This window comes from Geobacter sulfurreducens PCA (assembly GCF_000007985.2).
GTDB lineage: Bacteria > Desulfobacterota > Desulfuromonadia > Geobacterales > Geobacteraceae > Geobacter > Geobacter sulfurreducens.
Genome location: NC_002939.5, coordinates 2,757,194 through 2,773,050 on the forward strand (window position 1 = coordinate 2,757,194; position 15,857 = coordinate 2,773,050).

Below are 15,857 nucleotides of genomic sequence, written 5' to 3' on the forward strand. Positions count from 1 at the left end.
GGCGGCCACGACCGGCCGGAGGCCGGCCGTGACCAGAACTACATGACATATGAATCAGTCTTTGGCATGACACTTGTTGCACAGGACCCGTTGATACGGGGCGAAGTTGGTGGGGGGTCTTCCATAGTACGCCTGCTGCGTTTCGGCAACGGTCCGTCCCTGGGCCTGGGCTGCGTTGGTGACCGGGTCGGGCCACACGGGGTTGCCTGACGCATCGGCCACGGTCATGAACTCGTTGCCGAGGCCGTACCGCATCATGCTGTCAAAGCCGGATGCGTGGGCGCGGTGGCAGGAGAGGCACATGACCCGGTCCGTGGAGATGGGGCCGGCAGTTGACGTGGTCTGGGCCTTGAGCGCGTTCAGGTCGTGGGTGTTGTCGCTCTGGAACGGCACCAGCGAGGTGAACGCCGTATCCACGGCGCCCGTCAGGTTGCCCGACTTCTTGTACGAGTTGTAGATCTGGGCCACGAAGGGGCCAAGGTTCTGATCGGCCGGGTGAACCAGGGTGCCGAAGGTGGTGTGCATCTGCCCGTGGCAGTTGGCGCACCAGAGGGACATGCTCCGGCCGTAGGCGACCCGCGTGTCGCTGGTGGCTTCCGAGCGGTTGTAGCTGTTGGGGGCCACGGCGTAGGGGGCCGCGAACATGAAGGCATCGCCGCCGCTCAGGGACTTGGGCTTGTACCCGGCACCGCCCAGGAGGCGATAAACGCCGACGGCAGTGGTGGCATCGGGAACAGCGCCGTAGGAGCCGGAGCTCCTGATCGGCTTGCCGGTCTTGGCCTGGACGCCCAGTGAGGTGATCCGGTAGGTGCCGTGGGGGTCATGGCAGCTGATGCAGCTGAACTGGTTGGCCGGGAAGGGGGTGTTCATGCTCCCCGGGGCCGCGGTGATGGTGCTGTCGGCCACGTAGTTGTAATCGGCGGCCACGATGTTGTGGCCCTTGCGCTCGCCGTGGCTCCACTCCGTGGCGGCACCGGCGCGCGGCACCCAGCTGTAGGTCTTCTTGAGCCAGCCGAAATCGCCGCCCGGCGTGAGCTGGAGCGGCGGAGAGCCGGCGGGCATGTCGGCTTCTGCGGTACTGATGTGGTAGCTGCTGGGCCCCGTGTCACCGGCATGCTGGTGACAGTTGAGGCACGACGAGCTCTGGTCCGTCCCCTGGAGCAGATAAGGGCCGGTGGTGAACTGGGCAGTAGCGTTGTTCATCTGCTGGCCGCCCAGGGAGTTGTGCATGGTGTGGCATCCCTCGCACTCTGCCACGCCACCTGAGTGGAAAGCCCATCCCGTGCCGGTTGCGCCGAGAACCAGGAGCGCCGCTGCTGTGACGGGAAGAGTCTTGAAGCGTTTCATAAAATACCTCCTGGCGATCTGTGTCGGACTCCGGTTGGCGGTAAGGAGGTGCCGGGGCCCCCTTTCAGGCGGACCCCGGCGGAATCACACAACATCAGATTGTGGCAAGATTAGTCCTTGGCGTGGCACTTGTTGCAGAGAGCGCGCTGGTAAGGAGCAAACTTGTCAGCAGTACGGCCATAGTAGGCAGCGGTCATCTCGTTGACCGAACGGCCCTGGAGGGACGAGGTATTGGGGTCCGTACCATAGATCGAGTTGCCGGAAGCATCGGCGATGGTCGTGAACTCGTATGCCAGGTTGAAGCGGGTCATGCTGTCGAAGCCCGAAGCGTGAGCGCGGTGGCAGGAGAGGCAGTTCACGTTGCTGGTGGCGTCGGCGCCGGTCAGCGCGGTGTCGTCGATCTTGGCGTGACCCTTGAGCACGGTGTAGTCGGCAGTGCCTTCCTCGAACGGAGCAAGGGACAGGTAGGCGGAAGCCTGGGTACCGGTCAGGTCGCCGGACTTCTTGTAGGAGTTGTACAGACCGGCGATGGTAGCACCGAACTTGGCGCCGTTGCCGGCCGGGTGACGCAGGTTGGTCGGGTACGCGCTGTTGTGGATGTCGGTGTGGCAGTTGGCGCACCACTCGGACATGCCCTGGCCGTAGGCAACGCGGGTCTGAGTCGTAGCTTCCGTCCGGTTGTAGGTGGACGGAGCAACGGCGGCCGGTACCTGGTTGGCGAAGGCATAGGAACCGCTCAGGGACTTGGGCTGGTAGCCGGTGCCGCCCAGGATGCGGTATGCACCAACGGCGCCCCACGCGGTGGGATCGTTGCTGTTCTGGTAGGAACCGCTGTTCTTGATGGGGAGACCGGTGGTGGCGATGCTGCCGTCAACAAAACGACGATACTTCCCGTGGGGATCGTGGCAGCTGGAGCAGTGAAGCTGGTTGGCCGGATAGGTACCGCCCGGGGCCGTGGTCAGGGTGGTGTCGGCAACATAGTTGTAGTCGCCGGCAACGATGTTGTGGCCTTTGCGCTCGCCTTCGCTCGTGTTGAGACCACGAACGTTCCAGGTGTAGGTCTTCTTCACCCAGCCGAAGTCGCCGCCCGGGGTCATCTGGAGCGGAGCGGTACCGGCAGGCATATCAGCTTCAGCGGTGGAGATGTGGTAGCTGGAAGGACCGGTGTCACCGGCGTGCTGGTGGCAGTTCAGACAGGACGAGCTCTGGGTGGCGCCCTGGAGCAGCATGGGGCCGGTGGTGAACTGGGCAGTGGCGCTGTTCATGACTGCGCCGCCCAGCGAGTTGTGCATCGTGTGGCACCCTTCGCACTCGGCAACGCCGCCGGAGTGGAAAGCGAACGCCGCGGGGGCGCTCATGAGAAGTGCTGCTGCTGCCACGGAAAGACTTACTTTCATCCCCTTTTTCATCATTTCCTCCATTTTGGTTGGTTTCTCCGGCAACCCGGCCGTCCCGCTCCAGCGGCACCCGTCGGCTTTGTGTCCCCACCTTGCGATGGGTTTACTCTTTTCGGAGGAAATTTGGTTTCGCCTTTCGGCTCGTGAGTGTTGTGCCTGCAATGCAATACAAAATGGTCTTCAGTGCATCCCCAGCGTTTTGTGGTCCCTCCACCTCCCCTCCAAGGCGGGATGCCGGCCTGAGTTACGACTCGCGATCAGTCGTGCGTTACCTTGAATACGCTTACTCCGCGATTGCCGAGCTGACCCACGTAAAGCTTCCCCTCGGCATCGATTGCCAGGTCGTCGGGGCCCACCAGACTGCCGGGGGCGTCACCGCGACCGCCGAACTCGTAGATGAACTTGAACTGCCGGTCGAACACCAGGATCGCGCATCTGAGCTTGTCGGAGATGTAGTAGTTGCCCAGGCCGTCAACCGCGATCCCCGTGGGGACTCCGAACTTGCCCGGCGCGCTGCCCCGCTTGCCGAAGGATTCAACCGTGCCGTTCGCCGAGATCCTGAACACCTTACCGGTGACCGGCGAGGTAAAGAGCACGCTGCCGTCCGAATCGAAGGCCACTGCGCCGATGCCCGTGTTGAGGCGGTCTTCCTCGGTTACGCTCGATGCTTCGGCCAGATCGATATGCTTGACGTAGTTCCCTTCCGGATCGAGCATCACGACCATCATGGAACCCAGGCTCACCAGGCAGATCTTGCCGTCCCTCAGCATGAGCCGGTTCGGCTTGAACGCGGCCAGTTTCTCGGGCAGCCCCTTGAACTCGATGGGCTTGATGGGTTCCGCCCGGTAGTTGCAGAGGAGCAGGCTGGGCGTGCCGTTGTTGTAGGCCAGGACCAGGATCCGACCCTGCTCGTCGATGGCGGCGTCGTACACGATCCCGGACTCCATGGTGTTGGTGAACCGGTAGACTTCCATGCCGCTGTTGTTGAATACCTTGACCGTCTCGCCCGAGATCACATAGGTCTCGCGTGCCGTCGCATCAAGGGCGATCTTGGCCAGGCTGTACGGAATCGTGCCCGTGAAGTCCGAGAGGTTATACAGATACGCAACCTTGAATTCACCCGTGCTCGCATTGGTGGGTCCACCCATGAGAACGGCGGCGAGGATGGCCAGCGGTGCTACACGCCGGTTGCCGATTTGTCTCATTCGGGTTTCAATATGTTTGCACAGGTGGTTAATCAAGTTTCGCCTCTAGCGACTGCCAGCAAAATGTGTTTGTTTTCTCGTGATTTAGCACAGCGCATGCCTAAGCATTTTTTAACAGTGGTAACAAATTTGTATCTAACGGTAATTGTTCGCTTTTTAAAATAATTAAGATTTTTTGTTGAAAGCAACCGGGCAAATCGCGGCCATTTGGCGAAAACGCACTGCTATTTGGCCGTAAAACCACTACCGGATCGGACCATGTGGCACAACCACCTGTCCTGACTGGCTTTCTGCCGAGCCGCCCGGGTGGCCGAAGGTATCGGTGAAGTCACCGGAAGGGGTGCGTCAGGCACGAAACCGGCGCGTGACACTTACGCATGGAGCGAGAGAACGCGGGAGCGGCCCGCCGGGCTGGATCGAGGGCCGCTGCGGGCGCGGGGACGGCGGAACAAGGGGGACGGCCGGTGCATCGGGATGCCCGCCACGCCTTGGCAAGAGGATCGACGGGAGCCGCGCGCGGGGCTACCCTCGCCTTTCTGCGGCGCAAATCGGCCGGCCTGCGCCGACAGCCTTCCCGTGGGGGGAACAACGGGGTTCCCGGGGGGGTACACCCGGTGTGGTGGTGGGGGGAATATGATGGGGGGTTCGTTAGGGGATGTTACACTTTTCAGGGTCTTGCCGGGGGCGTTGCAACGGTGAACTATGCGGGGTGTCAAACTTACATATCAGAATTTGAATGTATAAATCTCGGCATGTTAGTGTCTTCCTGTCCGCAAATTAAATTCCGTTTATCGCTATTTCACTTATCGTTTCCGACCGGCCGTTCATTGAAAAAGTGTATCATGTAACACAGATGTTAAGGAACAAATGTGTTACATGATACACCCTAATCGGCTACTCGTCGTGAACAATCTTTAATTCATTGAGTTTTCGGTACAAGGTGATACGGCTGATGCCGAGCAGGCGCGCCGCCTTGGCCTTGTTGCCGCCGGATTTTTCCAGGGCTTTCCGGATCGCCTGCAGGGTGGTCTCCCGCTCGGTGGCCGGTTCGTTGCCGTGGATCTCATGGTGTTCCATGAAATCCGAGGGAAGGTGTTCCAGGGTGATCAGGCCGGAAGTGCAGACGATGCACGAGTGTTCGAGCACGTGTTCCAGTTCGCGGACATTGCCCGGCCAGGGATAGGACATGAACACCTTCATGACCTCGTCGGAAACCGCGCTGACGTCCTTTTTGAACTTGCCGCGGAATTTGGCCAGGAAGTGTTCCACGAGCATGGGGATATCCTCGCGCCGTTCCCGCAGCGGCGGGATGTGGATCCGGACGACCTTCAGGCGGTAGAAGAGGTCTTCCCGGAACTGGCCGATCCGCACCTTTTCCGCCAGGTCGACGTTGGTGGCGGCAATGACCCGTACATCCACCTTGATGGGGGTGGAGTCGCCCACCCGCTCGAATTCCCTCTCCTGCAGGACCCGCAGCAGCCGCACCTGCATCCCCGGCGAGATGTCGCCGATCTCGTCCAGGAAGATCGTGCCGCCGTCCGCTTTCTGGAAACGGCCCATCTTGTCCTTGATGGCGCCGGTGAAGGCCCCTTTCACGTGGCCGAACAGCTCGCTCTCCAGCAGCGGTTCCGCCAGGGCGGAACAGTTGACCTTGACGAAGGGCTTGGTGCTCCGCCCCCCCTTGTAGTGCAGGGCCGCCGCCACGAGCTCCTTGCCGGTGCCGCTCTCGCCGGTCACCAGCACGGTAGTGGGGACATCGGCCAGGGACTCGACAAAGGCGTAAATCTCCTTCATGCGGGGGCTGCTTCCCACCAGGTTGTGGAACGTCTCCCGCCCCTCGAAACTCTTTTCCAGATCATCCAGGCGCGTTTCGTCGCGCACCACCATGACGGCCCCGGAGAAGGTGCCGGTCCGGTCCACCAGGGGGGAGGTCTTGAGGCTCACCACGCGCTTTTCGCTCCCCCCGACCACGCATTCGGTCCGCTGGGTCTCCACCGGCCGCTTGGTCTTGAGGGTTTCCGTGAGCGCGTGGAGGAACGCGCCGTTCCCCTCTCCCGGCACGTAGCGCCTGCCGATGGATTCGGCGGCGAGGCTGAAGAAGTATTTCCCGGACTCGTTGTAGGCCACCACGTTCATGTCCAGATCCACGGTGAGGATGGCATCGTCCACGCTCTGGAAGATGGCCTCCAGGTTGGTCCGGTATTTCTCCCGCTCCTCCATGAGGTCCTTGTGTTCGAGGGCCATGCGAGCCACCCGCAGCAGGGCGTCGCGCTTGACCGGCTTGGGGAGATAGTCGAAGGCCCCGAGCCGGACGGCGTCGGACGCCGTCTCCACGTTGGGATAGCCGGTGATCATCACTACGGGGATGGAGGGCTGGCGCTCCTTGACTTCGCGCAGGACATCGATGCCGTTATCGTTGCCCAGGATGATGTCGGTGAAAACAAGGTCATAGTCGGCGGATTCGACCTTGCCGATCGCCTCCGCGAAATCGGCCGCCGTATCGACGGCATAGCCCTCGGCCGCGAGGAAGTGCTCGAACGTGAACCGCAGCGTGTCCTCATCCTCTACTATCAGAACCCTTCTGGCCATACTCGTCCTCCCAGGTCATTACGGGCAAATCAATCATTACACGGGTGAACTCTCCCTCGACGCTTTCAACCTTCAGTCGCCCTCCATGGTCCGAGATCAGGCCGTGACTGATGCTCAGCCCCAGGCCCGTGCCTTCAGCGGCAGGCTTGGTCGTGAAGAAGGGGTCGATGACCCTCCCGATCACATCGCGCGGGATGCCGGTGCCGTTGTCCCTGAACTCGATCCGGACAAAGACGCCGTCATCTCCGATAATCTTTTCTCCCTTGATATCCAGGCGCTTGCCCCCTCCCGCGCCGGCGGAGAACTTCTTGTCCAGGGCGTAGCGCGCGTTGCTGATGAGGTTGAGGAACACCTGCTCGATCTGGTGCGGGTGCACCAGCAGCGCCGGCAGGTCCGACGGCAGATCCACGTGGAGCTGGACCCCGTCACGCTTCAGCTGGACCCTGGTCAGTTCGAGGGTGTCGTTGAGGATGTCGGGCACATAGGCGGGGACCCGCTCCCTCCCCTCGTAGCGGGCAAAGGAGAGCAGGCTCCGGACGATGACCGCCACCCGCTCCCCCTCCTTGATGATCCTGCTCGCAACCCCCCGTTCCGGCTCGCTGAGGCACGGCTCCGCCGCCAGGATCTGGGCACAGTTGATGATGCCGTTGATGGGGTTGTTGATCTCGTGGGCCACGCCGGCCGCGACTTCGCCCAGGGACGCCAGGTGCCAGGTCTGCATGGCGTCCTTCTGGATCGTCTCCTTTTCGATCTCCTTGAGCCGCAGCCGCTCCAGCAGGCCGTTGATCGCCTCGGCGGTTTCGCGGATTTCGTCGTTGGAGTCGATCCGGACCATGGGCAGGTCGCCGTTTGACGCCCCCAGCTGCCTGATCTGGCGGGTGAGGGAGAGCAGCGGCGAGATGAGATGGCTCATGGTCATCCACATGAGCAGGGCGGCAAAGACGCCGCCGCAGCCCATGATCCACCAGGAGAGCCGGACCAGGCGCTGCACGGGCGCGTAGGCCTCTTCCACCGGATATGAAGCGGCCAGGATCCAGTCGATGCTGCCCAGCTTCTTCATGGTTGAGAGGGTCCGGCTGCCGTCCCGCTGTCCGAGCTCGCCCTGGACATTGGCGCCGCGTCTCGCCTGGGCGATGCGCGCCGTCATACCCTCGGCCTGCTTGTCCGCGGGGCTGAAAATCCGCTCACGCACCGGATGCATGATAACCACCCCTTCGTGGTCGTAGAGGCTGAAGTATCCCAGCGAGCCGATCCGGGCGGTGGAGAGATCGCCCAGGAGGTTATCCTTATAGAGATCGGTGCTGCCGGCCAGGATGGCGATCAGCTTGCCCCCGGAGCCGAACACCGGCGCGGTGAACATTACAACGGGATGGTGCAGGGTCCGGGGGACATAGGGAGCGGAAATGACCGGCTTGCCGGTGGCGAGGGTATCCTTGACGTATTCCCTGAACGAATAGTCACGGCCGACGCGGCTCGGCTTCCAGGCGGTCTCGGCGATCAACTGGCCCCCGGGGTTCAGCAGGAAGGTGCCGCTGTCGAAATACATGCTGAGGAACGAGCGTTCGTAGAGGAAACGCTCCGCTGCCCGCGGGTCGCGGACGACCTGTTCGGGGATGCTCAGGGCCACGGATACAAGCATCCTCTGGGCGGAGGATATCTTGAAATCCAGCTCCGACGCGGTCCGGCTCACCAGAATGACCTGCTGGTTCTGGATCGACTCCTGTAACCGGTCCTTGAAGTAACCGATGACGAAATAGGAGGTGGCCGGTGCAACGCCGAAAAAGACCAGCAGCACAATCGTGACGATTTTTGCTTTCAGGCTGATTTTGCGCATGGACAAAGCGGGACTCGAAACAACATTACATTTTAAATACAATATATGCAATTTATAACAATACAGTTATGTGTGTCACACCCCAAATGATGATAATCAGCTAACAACCAGTTGCGCCGTGCAGAGCCCCGTGATTAACAAACAATATCCATGCCAGCCGGCGACAAATTAACTGAAACAAATTCTACAAACCTCCTTTCCGGGCCGTCACCGAAATGGCACTCAACTTGAAAGCCGTGAACAACTGCCCAGCTCAGCACACACGAGGTCACACCACCATGGACACTTCCCGCTCCCCTGCCGCGGGCACCCACCCCCTGCTTCCGCCCCTCATCCTGGCGGCGGTCGCCCTGGGGGTCTATCTCGTTACCCTGGCCAACGGTTTTGTCTGGGACGACGGCTACATCATCGTGGAAAACCCGGCCACCCGCAGTTTCACCAGCCTGCGCGACATCCTCCTGTCGCCCGATATCGTGAAACCCTACTACCGGCCCCTCAACCGGGCATCCTACCTGCTGGACTTCCGGCTGTTCGGCATGAATCCGGCGGGATTCCACGCGGTTAACATGGTGCTCCACGCGCTGAACGTCCTGCTCGTCTACCAGCTGGGGAGGCGCCTGTTCAGTGCCGGACCGGCCGCGCTGACGGCCGCGCTGCTCTTCGCGGTGCACCCGATCAACGTGGAGACGGTTGCTTTCATCTCGGCGCGCAACAACCTCATCGCCCTCTTTTTTGCCCTGTCCTGCTTCCTGGCGTTTTTGCGGGGACGGGACACCGGCGGCTGGCCGTGGCACCCGGCCGGCGCGCTGCTGCTGTTCCTGGGACTCATGAGCAAGGAAACGGCCCTCATGGTGATCGTCCCCGTCTTCCTCTACGCGATCCGGCCATTTCACGGTACCGGCGACAGGGAAAGCGACCTTTTCCGGCCGTGGCTGTCGCTGCTCCCCTATATTGCCGCCATTGCCATCTACCTTCTGATGCGGTCTGCGGCCCTGGAAGGGGTACTCGGCACCGGCATGGCCGCGGCGGAGCTTCCCCAGCGCCTGGTCCGCAATCTCTATGTCATTCCGCGCTACCTGGCCCTGTTCCTTTTCCCGGCCGGGCTCACCATCTTTCATGAGGTGCCGCCGGGCTGGGCGTCGGCCCCCTGGCTCGTGCCGGCATGGCTCGTCATCGCGGCCGGCCTGTGGCTGCTCCTGCGCCGGGGCGGCCCGGCCGCCCGCTTCGGCCTGCTCTGGCTGGGGGTCAACTTCCTGCCGGTCGCCAACATCGTGCCCATCCCCAGCTACCCCATGGCCGAACGGTTCATGTATCTGCCCGCCGCCGGGTTCTGCCTGGTTGCGGGGGCCGTGCTGGGGGGGCCGCTGTTCGACCGGTGGGGGGCGCGGGTGGGCTGGGGGGTGGTGGGGAGCATCACGCTGCTCCTGGCCCTGGTGGCCGTTGAGCGGAACCGCGACTGGCGCGACGACGTCAGCCTGTTCGCCAGCGTGGTCGAGACCGACCCCCGCTCCGCCGAGGGGTATTTCAATCTGGGCTCGGCCCTGATCGAGCGGGGGGACACGGCGGGCGCCCGCGCGGCATGGGAGCGCGCCGTCGGGATCGACCCGCGCCACTCCGGGGCCCTGGCCCAGTTGGGGACCCTGGCGGCGCGGCAGGGGGACCTGGCCGGCGCCAAGGCCCGCTATCTGGCGGCGGTCGAGGCCAATCCCGCCAATGTCATGGCCCGCTACAACCTGGGCCGCATCTATGAAATGCAGGGAGAGCCGGCCCGGGCCGCGGAGCAGTACGAGCTCTTCCTGCGTTACGTGCCGGTGGAGTACGGCGAGTACGTGCCCGAGGTGCAGGCGCGGCTCGCGAAGCTCCGCGGCACGGCGGGGGCTGCCCCTGCGCCCTGACCGGAACACCGCATTCCCCGACACCCCAACCTTCCGTCTCCGGCCGCTGCCGGCGCGGAAGCGGCACGACCGGCCATTTCGCCGCCGGCGGCCCCGACCCGGTGCCTACATGCTCAATTCACGCAGGATAGTTGTCGTGCTTCCGGCCTACAACGCCGAGAAGACGCTGGAAATGACCTACGCCGAGATTCCCTTCGAGCACGTTGACCACGTGCTGCTGGTGGACGACGCCAGCCGCGACCGGACCGCCCAGGTGGCCGAGCGGCTCGGGATCAAAACCATCGTTCACGACCGGAACAAGGGTTACGGCGCCAACCAGAAGACCTGTTACCGGGCCGCCCTGGACCTGGGCGCGGACATCGTGATCATGGTCCACCCGGATTACCAGTACACCCCGAAGCTGATCACCGCCATGGCCGCCATGATCGCCTACGGCGAATTCGACGCGGTCCTGGGCTCGCGGATCCTGGGCATCGGCGCCCTGAAGGGGGGCATGCCGCTCTACAAGTACGTGGCCAACCGGGTGCTGACCCTGGTGGAGAACCTGCTGCTGAGCCACAAGCTGTCCGAGTACCATACCGGCTACCGGGCCTTTTCCCGCCAGGTGCTGGAGCAGCTCCCCCTGGACGCCAACGGCGACGACTTCGTCTTCGACAACCAGATGCTGGCCCAGATCATCTGGCACGGCTACCGGATCGGCGAGCTGAGCTGCCCGACCAAGTACTTCGAGGATGCCTCGTCCATCAATTTCCGGCGGAGCGTCATCTACGGCCTCGGGGTCCTGGGCACGGCCCTGGAGTTCAGGCTGGCGCGGATGGGCCTGATCAGGTCCGGGCGATTCACCCCCCGCAACGATCAGGCGGCGGCGCAATGACCCGCCTTTCCGCGTGCCGGGCCTGCGGCGGGCCGCTGGCCCCCTGGCTGGAGGGGGTTGCCGATCCCCAGACCGGCGAACGGTTTCACCTCACCAGGTGCGGCAGGTGCGGCCTGGGACACACGGAGCCGCACCCCGCCGACATGGCACCCTACTACGGGGCAGCCTATCACGGGGGCCGGCACGGCGTGACCGCTGCCTGGTGCGCCCGGCGCCGCATCCGGTGGGTAACCGCCGCCTGCGGGGGCGACGGCGCGGGCAGGCGCTTGCTGGATGTGGGGTGCGGGGACGGGACGTTTCTCCTGGAGGCGGGACAGCGGGGCTGGCGGACGGTGGGGACCGAGCTGAACCCGGCCGCGGCCCGGGAGGCGGGGCTCGACGTGCGCGGCAGCGTGGATGCCGCCGACGACGGCATCCCCTACGACTGCATCACCCTCTGGCACAGCCTGGAGCACATGACGGACCCCGGGAGGCTCCTGACGCGGCTCGCCGCCATGCTCGGCCACGGCGGGGTGCTGGTGGTGGCCGTGCCGGATGCCGGCGGGCTTCAATGCGGGTTTTTCGGCCGCCACTGGCTGCACCTGGACGTGCCGAGACATCTCTACCATTTCAACCACGGGTCCCTGGGGCGGCTCCTGGCCGCCGACGGATGCGCGGTCGTCCGAACCATGCACCACGAGTTCGAGTATGACCTGATGGGGTGGCTCCAGAGCGCCCTCAACGCGCTGCTGCCGGTGCCCAACATCCTCTTTGCCGCCCTGACCGGCCGGCGCCGCCGCGGCGAGCACGGCGCTCTCACCCTGATCAGCCTCCTGCTGGCGGTGCTCTTCGCGCCGGCCGCGACGCTGCTGGTGATCGGGGAAACGCTCCTGGGGCGGGGCGGCACCCTGGTGATGGTCGCACAAAAAACGCCGCGCACGTGAGGGTGCGCGGCACTGTGTCCGATCGTCGCGACAGGGGGGAGGGCCGGTTCATTCCCTCGGCGCGGCCGGCAACAGGGGCACCGTGCGGCCGGCGATATACCTCTCGAACTCCTCCGGCGGCAGCGGGCGGGAAAAGTAAAAGCCCTGGATTTCCTCGCAGTTCCCCTCCATCAGCAGCTTCATCTGCTCGGCGGTCTCGACCCCCTCGGCAACCACCTTCATGTGCATGTGGTGGGCTATGCCGATGATGGTGGCGACGATTGCCGCATCTTCCCGCCGCTTCACCATATCGTCGATGAACGACTTGTCGATCTTGAGGACATCCACCGGGAAACGCTTCAGGTAGTTGAGCGACGAGTAGCCGGTACCGAAGTCGTCGATGCTGATGGTGATACCCCGCTCCCGGAGCCGGTTCATGATCTTGACCGTTTCGTCCACGTTGTGGGTCAGGGCGGTCTCGGTCAGTTCCAGCTCCACAAAGTGGGGGGAGAGCCCGCTCTGCTCGATGATCCGCACCACCCGGTCCACGAAGTCGTGGCCCACGAACTGGCGGGCGGAGATGTTGACCGACACCCGGAGGGAATCGTGGCCCATCCGGTGCCATTCCAGCGCCTGGCAGCAGGCGGTAGCCAGGACCCAGTCCCCGATTTCCACGATGAGCCCCGAATCCTCGGCGATGGGGATGAAGTCGGCGGGCGAGATCAACCCCATGTCCGGGCTGTTCCAGCGGACCAGCGCCTCCATGCCGACCACGGCGCCGGTGCCCGGTTCCAGGCGGGGCTGGTAGTGCAGGAGCATCTCCCCCTTCTCCAGGGCCCGGCGCAGCCCAGTTTCAATGGTGAGGCGGGCATTGACCTTCTGGTTCATCTCCTCGGCAAAGAACTGGAAGCTGTTCCGGCCGCTTTCCTTGATGTGGTACATGGCCGTATCGGCCTTCTTGATGAGTGCTTCCATGGTGTCGCCGTCGTCGGGGAACAGGGAGATGCCCATGCTGGCGGTAATGAATATCTCCCGCCCGCCCAGGAAAAACGGCATGGCGAGGAGGTTGCGGAAGCTCTCGGCCACGGTGACCGCATCATCCATCCGCGTCAGGTTGGTCAGGACGATGACGAATTCATCCCCTCCCAGCCGGGCAAAGGTGTCGCAGTTGCGCACGAAGGATCGGATGCGGGCCGCCACGCTGCGCAGGAGCTGGTCCCCTGCCGTGTGACCCAGGGTGTCGTTGACCACCTTGAAGTTGTCCAGGTCGAACATGAGGAGCGCCACCATCTGCCCCCGGCGGCGGGCGCCAGCGACGGCCTGATTGAGGCGGTCCTCCAGAAGCGAGCGGTTGGGGAGCCCGGTGAGGGTGTCGTGGGTTGCCTGGTGCAGGAGCTCCTCCTGGAACCGGCGGCGATCGGTGATGTCGTGGAACATGAGGCAAAGGGCCTGATCGTCCCCGTGGGGGACCTGGGTGGCCATGGCCTCGACAACGAGCTCGGCGCCGTCCCGGTGACACAGGCTCAGCTCCCGCGTTTCCCGGAGGCAACGCTCCAGTTCGCTATCTACTTCCTGGACGGGACCGCTCAGGAGCGCGTGGATGTCAGCCCCGGTCAGTTCGTTTCGCGAGAAGCCGAGCAGGACGCAGGTGGCCGGATTGGCGTCGATGATCGTCCCCGCCCCCGGCTCCAGCAACAGGATCGCCTGGTTGGTCCGCTCCACCACCAGCCGGTTCCGCTCCTCGGAGCGCCGGCCCTGCTGCAGCGACTCCAGCAGCCTGCGCCAGAACAGGTTGATGATAAACGCGAAGCAGACCCCCACCACCGCGAACCAGGTCAGGAAGTAGGTGACGGCCTTTTTCCCCTCCTGGTAGATGCTGCGGGGCGCGTCGACCCTCAGAAGCAGGGCGGGTTTGCCATAGATGTCGGGAATGGCGGCATAGCCGGCGATCATTTTGCTGTCGGCGCGGCGCAGAACGACCGGCGCCCCCTGTGCCAGTTCGCCCCGGACCGCCGCGAAATCGGGGGGAAGCGTAGCATCGTCTGCGGTGTGTATCTCCAGGGGAATGTGGATTGTCTCCGAGAGCCGCATCACCTCTTCTTTGTCGAGCAGGCGGCCGAGCACGAGGACACCCCGCACCGGACCGGCATACTTGCTCGTGAGCACGGGTCGGGCCGCAACCAGGAACGGGCCCTCGGGCAGGGTCACGATGCCCGAGACGTGCTGGTCCGGGGTGGTGAGGGACACGAGCTTCGCCCCGGGCTTCAGGTGCTCCTCCAGGCCGGCGGGAAGCGGTTCGTACTTTCCGGAGGCTCTGTCGAACCCCCGGCCGTAGACCACATCCGCCCTGGAATTGAGATACACCAGGGCATTCAGCCGGAGCTTGGGATATATTTCAATGGTGAGATTCGAGGCGATGAAGTCGCTGTTGCGGTCCCGGACAAACTGGTAGGCGTCGTCCCATCCCGAATAGTCGGTGCAGATCGTCGAGAGCTTGTCCAGCTCGTCGGCGATGATGCTGGTGGCCCGCTCCACGTTCTTGCACATGTCCCGGGACTCCACCTCGGTGAAACTGTCGACCAGAATGTGGCGTACGCCGAAAAAGAGAACGAGGAGAATCGCCAGGAGCAGACCGGTGATACCCAGCAGGATTTTCGCGGGGCGGCTGTACTGTGTGAAGAACGCAACCATATACCATTTTTCGGATGAACATAGAGAGTTCTTGAGGAAAAATAATCGCTATGTCTCAACTTACGGCAGGGTCGGCGGCGAGCCCCGCCGGGAGCGGAACCGCGCCACCGGTTCACCGGCAGTGCCCCATGGGCTCACTGTCGATCTCGTGCACCCGGCCGTTGCGGATGTGGACCTTGGCGCAGCTGCCGACATCCAGGCGCCCCTCGGACTGGTCGAATTCCGTGCGGGAGTCGGTGGCAACGGTGCGACCGTCGATCACCCAGGTGCCGTGCAGCCCTTGTTCCGGCCGTTCCTGGACGATGCCGTAGAATTCCGTCCGATTGTCGTCGCGGCCGCCGCGCTTGGCCAGGGCAGCGTCCGGTCCGAAGCCGAGCACCACGGCAATCATGACGGCAAGTGTGCTCCTGGCCGCGGTACCCGCTAGTGTGTGTGCGATTGACTGGCGCATGCAACACCTCCCCCTATCGTTATCCGGCCTTCCGTGAAGTCCCTGGAAGTAGTATAGACCGAATGGAGCCGCTGGCGAGGGACACTATTCTTTTTCCGGATCGCACCCATTGCCCTGTCCGGATTTTCCCCGGCAGTGTGCCGTGAAACGGCCCTTGACGGCCATCCCCTTGACAGACCACCGGCTCTCACTATACTTCATGAGATGTAATTTACCAAACGGAGGTACGCCATGATTTCAAAAGCTATCAGTGCCCAATGCCGCCACCTGCATCGGGCCGCCGTTCTTGTGGCAGTGATGTCCGCCCTTGCCGCAACCGGCTGTTCGAAGAAGGAGGCACCGCAGGCACCCGCGCCGTCCGCCGGGACGCCGCAGGCAGGGGCGCCGGCCGCCATGCCCGAGGGGATGAGCGGCCAGCAGCAAACCGCCATGGGACGGGCCATCTTCAACAAGCGGTGCGCCAGCTGCCACGGCACGGACGGCAACGGCGCGGGGAGCCGCAGCGGACCGGCACTCGACCAGGCCCAGTTCAAGTACGGCAGAACCCCCGAGGCAATCCGGGAAAGCATCGTCAAGGGACGCCCCAACGGCATGCCTGCCTTTGGAGCCGCCTTCCAGGAAATTGAAATCGACACCCTGGTCGGCTACGTGATGGGTCTCACCAAGCAGTAA

At 63.6% G+C, this 15,857-nt stretch carries 11 protein-coding genes and 1 riboswitch; of the genes, 4 read left to right on the plus strand and 7 right to left on the minus strand.

Features of this window, described 5'->3' with window-relative positions; genetic code table 11:
- Positions 1-54 precede the first annotated feature (54 nt).
- The 5 genes from GS_RS12575 to GS_RS12595 form a co-directional block, all read right to left on the minus strand.
- Complete coding sequence (locus GS_RS12575; RefSeq protein WP_010943140.1) at positions 55-1,347, minus strand: cytochrome c; 1,293 nt, start codon at positions 1,345-1,347, stop codon at positions 55-57.
- 110 nt (positions 1,348-1,457) lie between these two features.
- Positions 1,458-2,756, minus strand: coding sequence for a c-type cytochrome OmcS (omcS, locus tag GS_RS12580; protein ID WP_010943141.1), 1,299 nt, complete (start codon positions 2,754-2,756; stop codon positions 1,458-1,460).
- Positions 2,757-2,781: 25 nt separating this feature from the next.
- Positions 2,782-2,862: riboswitch (cyclic di-GMP riboswitch) on the minus strand.
- Positions 2,863-3,001: 139 nt separating this feature from the next.
- On the minus strand, positions 3,002-3,949 hold the full coding sequence (locus tag GS_RS12585; protein ID WP_010943142.1) for an NHL repeat-containing protein: 948 nt from the start codon (positions 3,947-3,949) through the stop codon (positions 3,002-3,004).
- Between the two features lie 894 nt (positions 3,950-4,843).
- The gene (locus tag GS_RS12590; RefSeq protein ID WP_010943144.1) at positions 4,844-6,538 is read right to left on the minus strand and encodes a sigma-54 dependent transcriptional regulator; all 1,695 of its coding nucleotides are present in this window, start codon (positions 6,536-6,538) and stop codon (positions 4,844-4,846) included.
- Positions 6,507-8,372, minus strand: a complete 1,866-nt coding sequence (locus GS_RS12595; RefSeq protein WP_010943145.1) for a sensor histidine kinase — start codon at positions 8,370-8,372, stop codon at positions 6,507-6,509. Before GS_RS12595 ends, GS_RS12590 begins: the two co-directional genes overlap by 32 nt.
- Positions 8,373-8,650: 278 nt before the next feature.
- Here GS_RS12595 and GS_RS12600 point away from each other — a divergent pair, with 278 nt between their 5' ends.
- The 3 genes from GS_RS12600 (at position 8,651) to GS_RS12610 (ending at position 12,064) form a co-directional block, all read left to right on the plus strand.
- Positions 8,651-10,267 carry a tetratricopeptide repeat protein gene (locus GS_RS12600; protein ID WP_010943146.1) on the plus strand — a complete coding sequence of 539 codons (1,617 nt, stop codon included), beginning with the start codon at positions 8,651-8,653 and terminating at the stop codon, positions 10,265-10,267.
- Positions 10,268-10,376: 109 nt separating this feature from the next.
- Positions 10,377-11,141 (plus strand): glycosyltransferase family 2 protein, encoded by a 765-nt coding sequence (locus GS_RS12605; RefSeq protein WP_010943147.1) that lies wholly within the window; start codon positions 10,377-10,379, stop codon positions 11,139-11,141.
- The gene (locus tag GS_RS12610) at positions 11,138-12,064 is read left to right on the plus strand and encodes a class I SAM-dependent methyltransferase (protein WP_010943148.1); all 927 of its coding nucleotides are present in this window, start codon (positions 11,138-11,140) and stop codon (positions 12,062-12,064) included. The genes GS_RS12605 and GS_RS12610 overlap by 4 nt, the downstream gene beginning before the upstream one ends.
- A gap of 48 nt (positions 12,065-12,112) precedes the next feature.
- Here GS_RS12610 and GS_RS17710 read toward each other — a convergent pair whose 3' ends face one another.
- Together GS_RS17710 and GS_RS12620 are read right to left on the minus strand one after the other, a co-directional pair.
- A complete protein-coding gene (locus tag GS_RS17710; protein ID WP_010943149.1) occupies positions 12,113-14,734 on the minus strand; it encodes a bifunctional diguanylate cyclase/phosphodiesterase in 2,622 nt (873 codons plus the stop codon).
- 112 nt (positions 14,735-14,846) lie between these two features.
- Positions 14,847-15,185, minus strand: a complete 339-nt coding sequence (locus GS_RS12620) for a hypothetical protein (RefSeq protein ID WP_010943150.1) — start codon at positions 15,183-15,185, stop codon at positions 14,847-14,849.
- A 231-nt stretch (positions 15,186-15,416) separates the two neighbouring features.
- Here GS_RS12620 and GS_RS12625 point away from each other — a divergent pair, with 231 nt between their 5' ends.
- Positions 15,417-15,857 (plus strand): c-type cytochrome, encoded by a 441-nt coding sequence (locus GS_RS12625; protein WP_010943151.1) that lies wholly within the window; start codon positions 15,417-15,419, stop codon positions 15,855-15,857.

What these genes read in the sequence shown, in the direction of transcription:
- GS_RS12600 (WP_010943146.1), top strand. Translation starts at nt 8,651, where the DNA reads ATGGACACTTCCCGCTCCCCTGCCGCGGGCACCCACCCCCTGCTTCCG.
- GS_RS12620 (WP_010943150.1), bottom strand. Translation starts at nt 15,185, where the DNA reads ATGCGCCAGTCAATCGCACACACACTAGCGGGTACCGCGGCCAGGAGC.
- GS_RS12610 (WP_010943148.1), top strand. Translation starts at nt 11,138, where the DNA reads ATGACCCGCCTTTCCGCGTGCCGGGCCTGCGGCGGGCCGCTGGCCCCC.
- GS_RS12590 (WP_010943144.1), bottom strand. Translation starts at nt 6,538, where the DNA reads ATGGCCAGAAGGGTTCTGATAGTAGAGGATGAGGACACGCTGCGGTTC.
- GS_RS12575 (WP_010943140.1), bottom strand. Translation starts at nt 1,347, where the DNA reads ATGAAACGCTTCAAGACTCTTCCCGTCACAGCAGCGGCGCTCCTGGTT.
- GS_RS17710 (WP_010943149.1), bottom strand. Translation starts at nt 14,734, where the DNA reads ATGGTTGCGTTCTTCACACAGTACAGCCGCCCCGCGAAAATCCTGCTG.
- GS_RS12625 (WP_010943151.1), top strand. Translation starts at nt 15,417, where the DNA reads ATGATTTCAAAAGCTATCAGTGCCCAATGCCGCCACCTGCATCGGGCC.
- GS_RS12605 (WP_010943147.1), top strand. Translation starts at nt 10,377, where the DNA reads ATGCTCAATTCACGCAGGATAGTTGTCGTGCTTCCGGCCTACAACGCC.
- omcS (WP_010943141.1), bottom strand. Translation starts at nt 2,756, where the DNA reads ATGAAAAAGGGGATGAAAGTAAGTCTTTCCGTGGCAGCAGCAGCACTT.
- GS_RS12585 (WP_010943142.1), bottom strand. Translation starts at nt 3,949, where the DNA reads ATGAGACAAATCGGCAACCGGCGTGTAGCACCGCTGGCCATCCTCGCC.
- GS_RS12595 (WP_010943145.1), bottom strand. Translation starts at nt 8,372, where the DNA reads ATGCGCAAAATCAGCCTGAAAGCAAAAATCGTCACGATTGTGCTGCTG.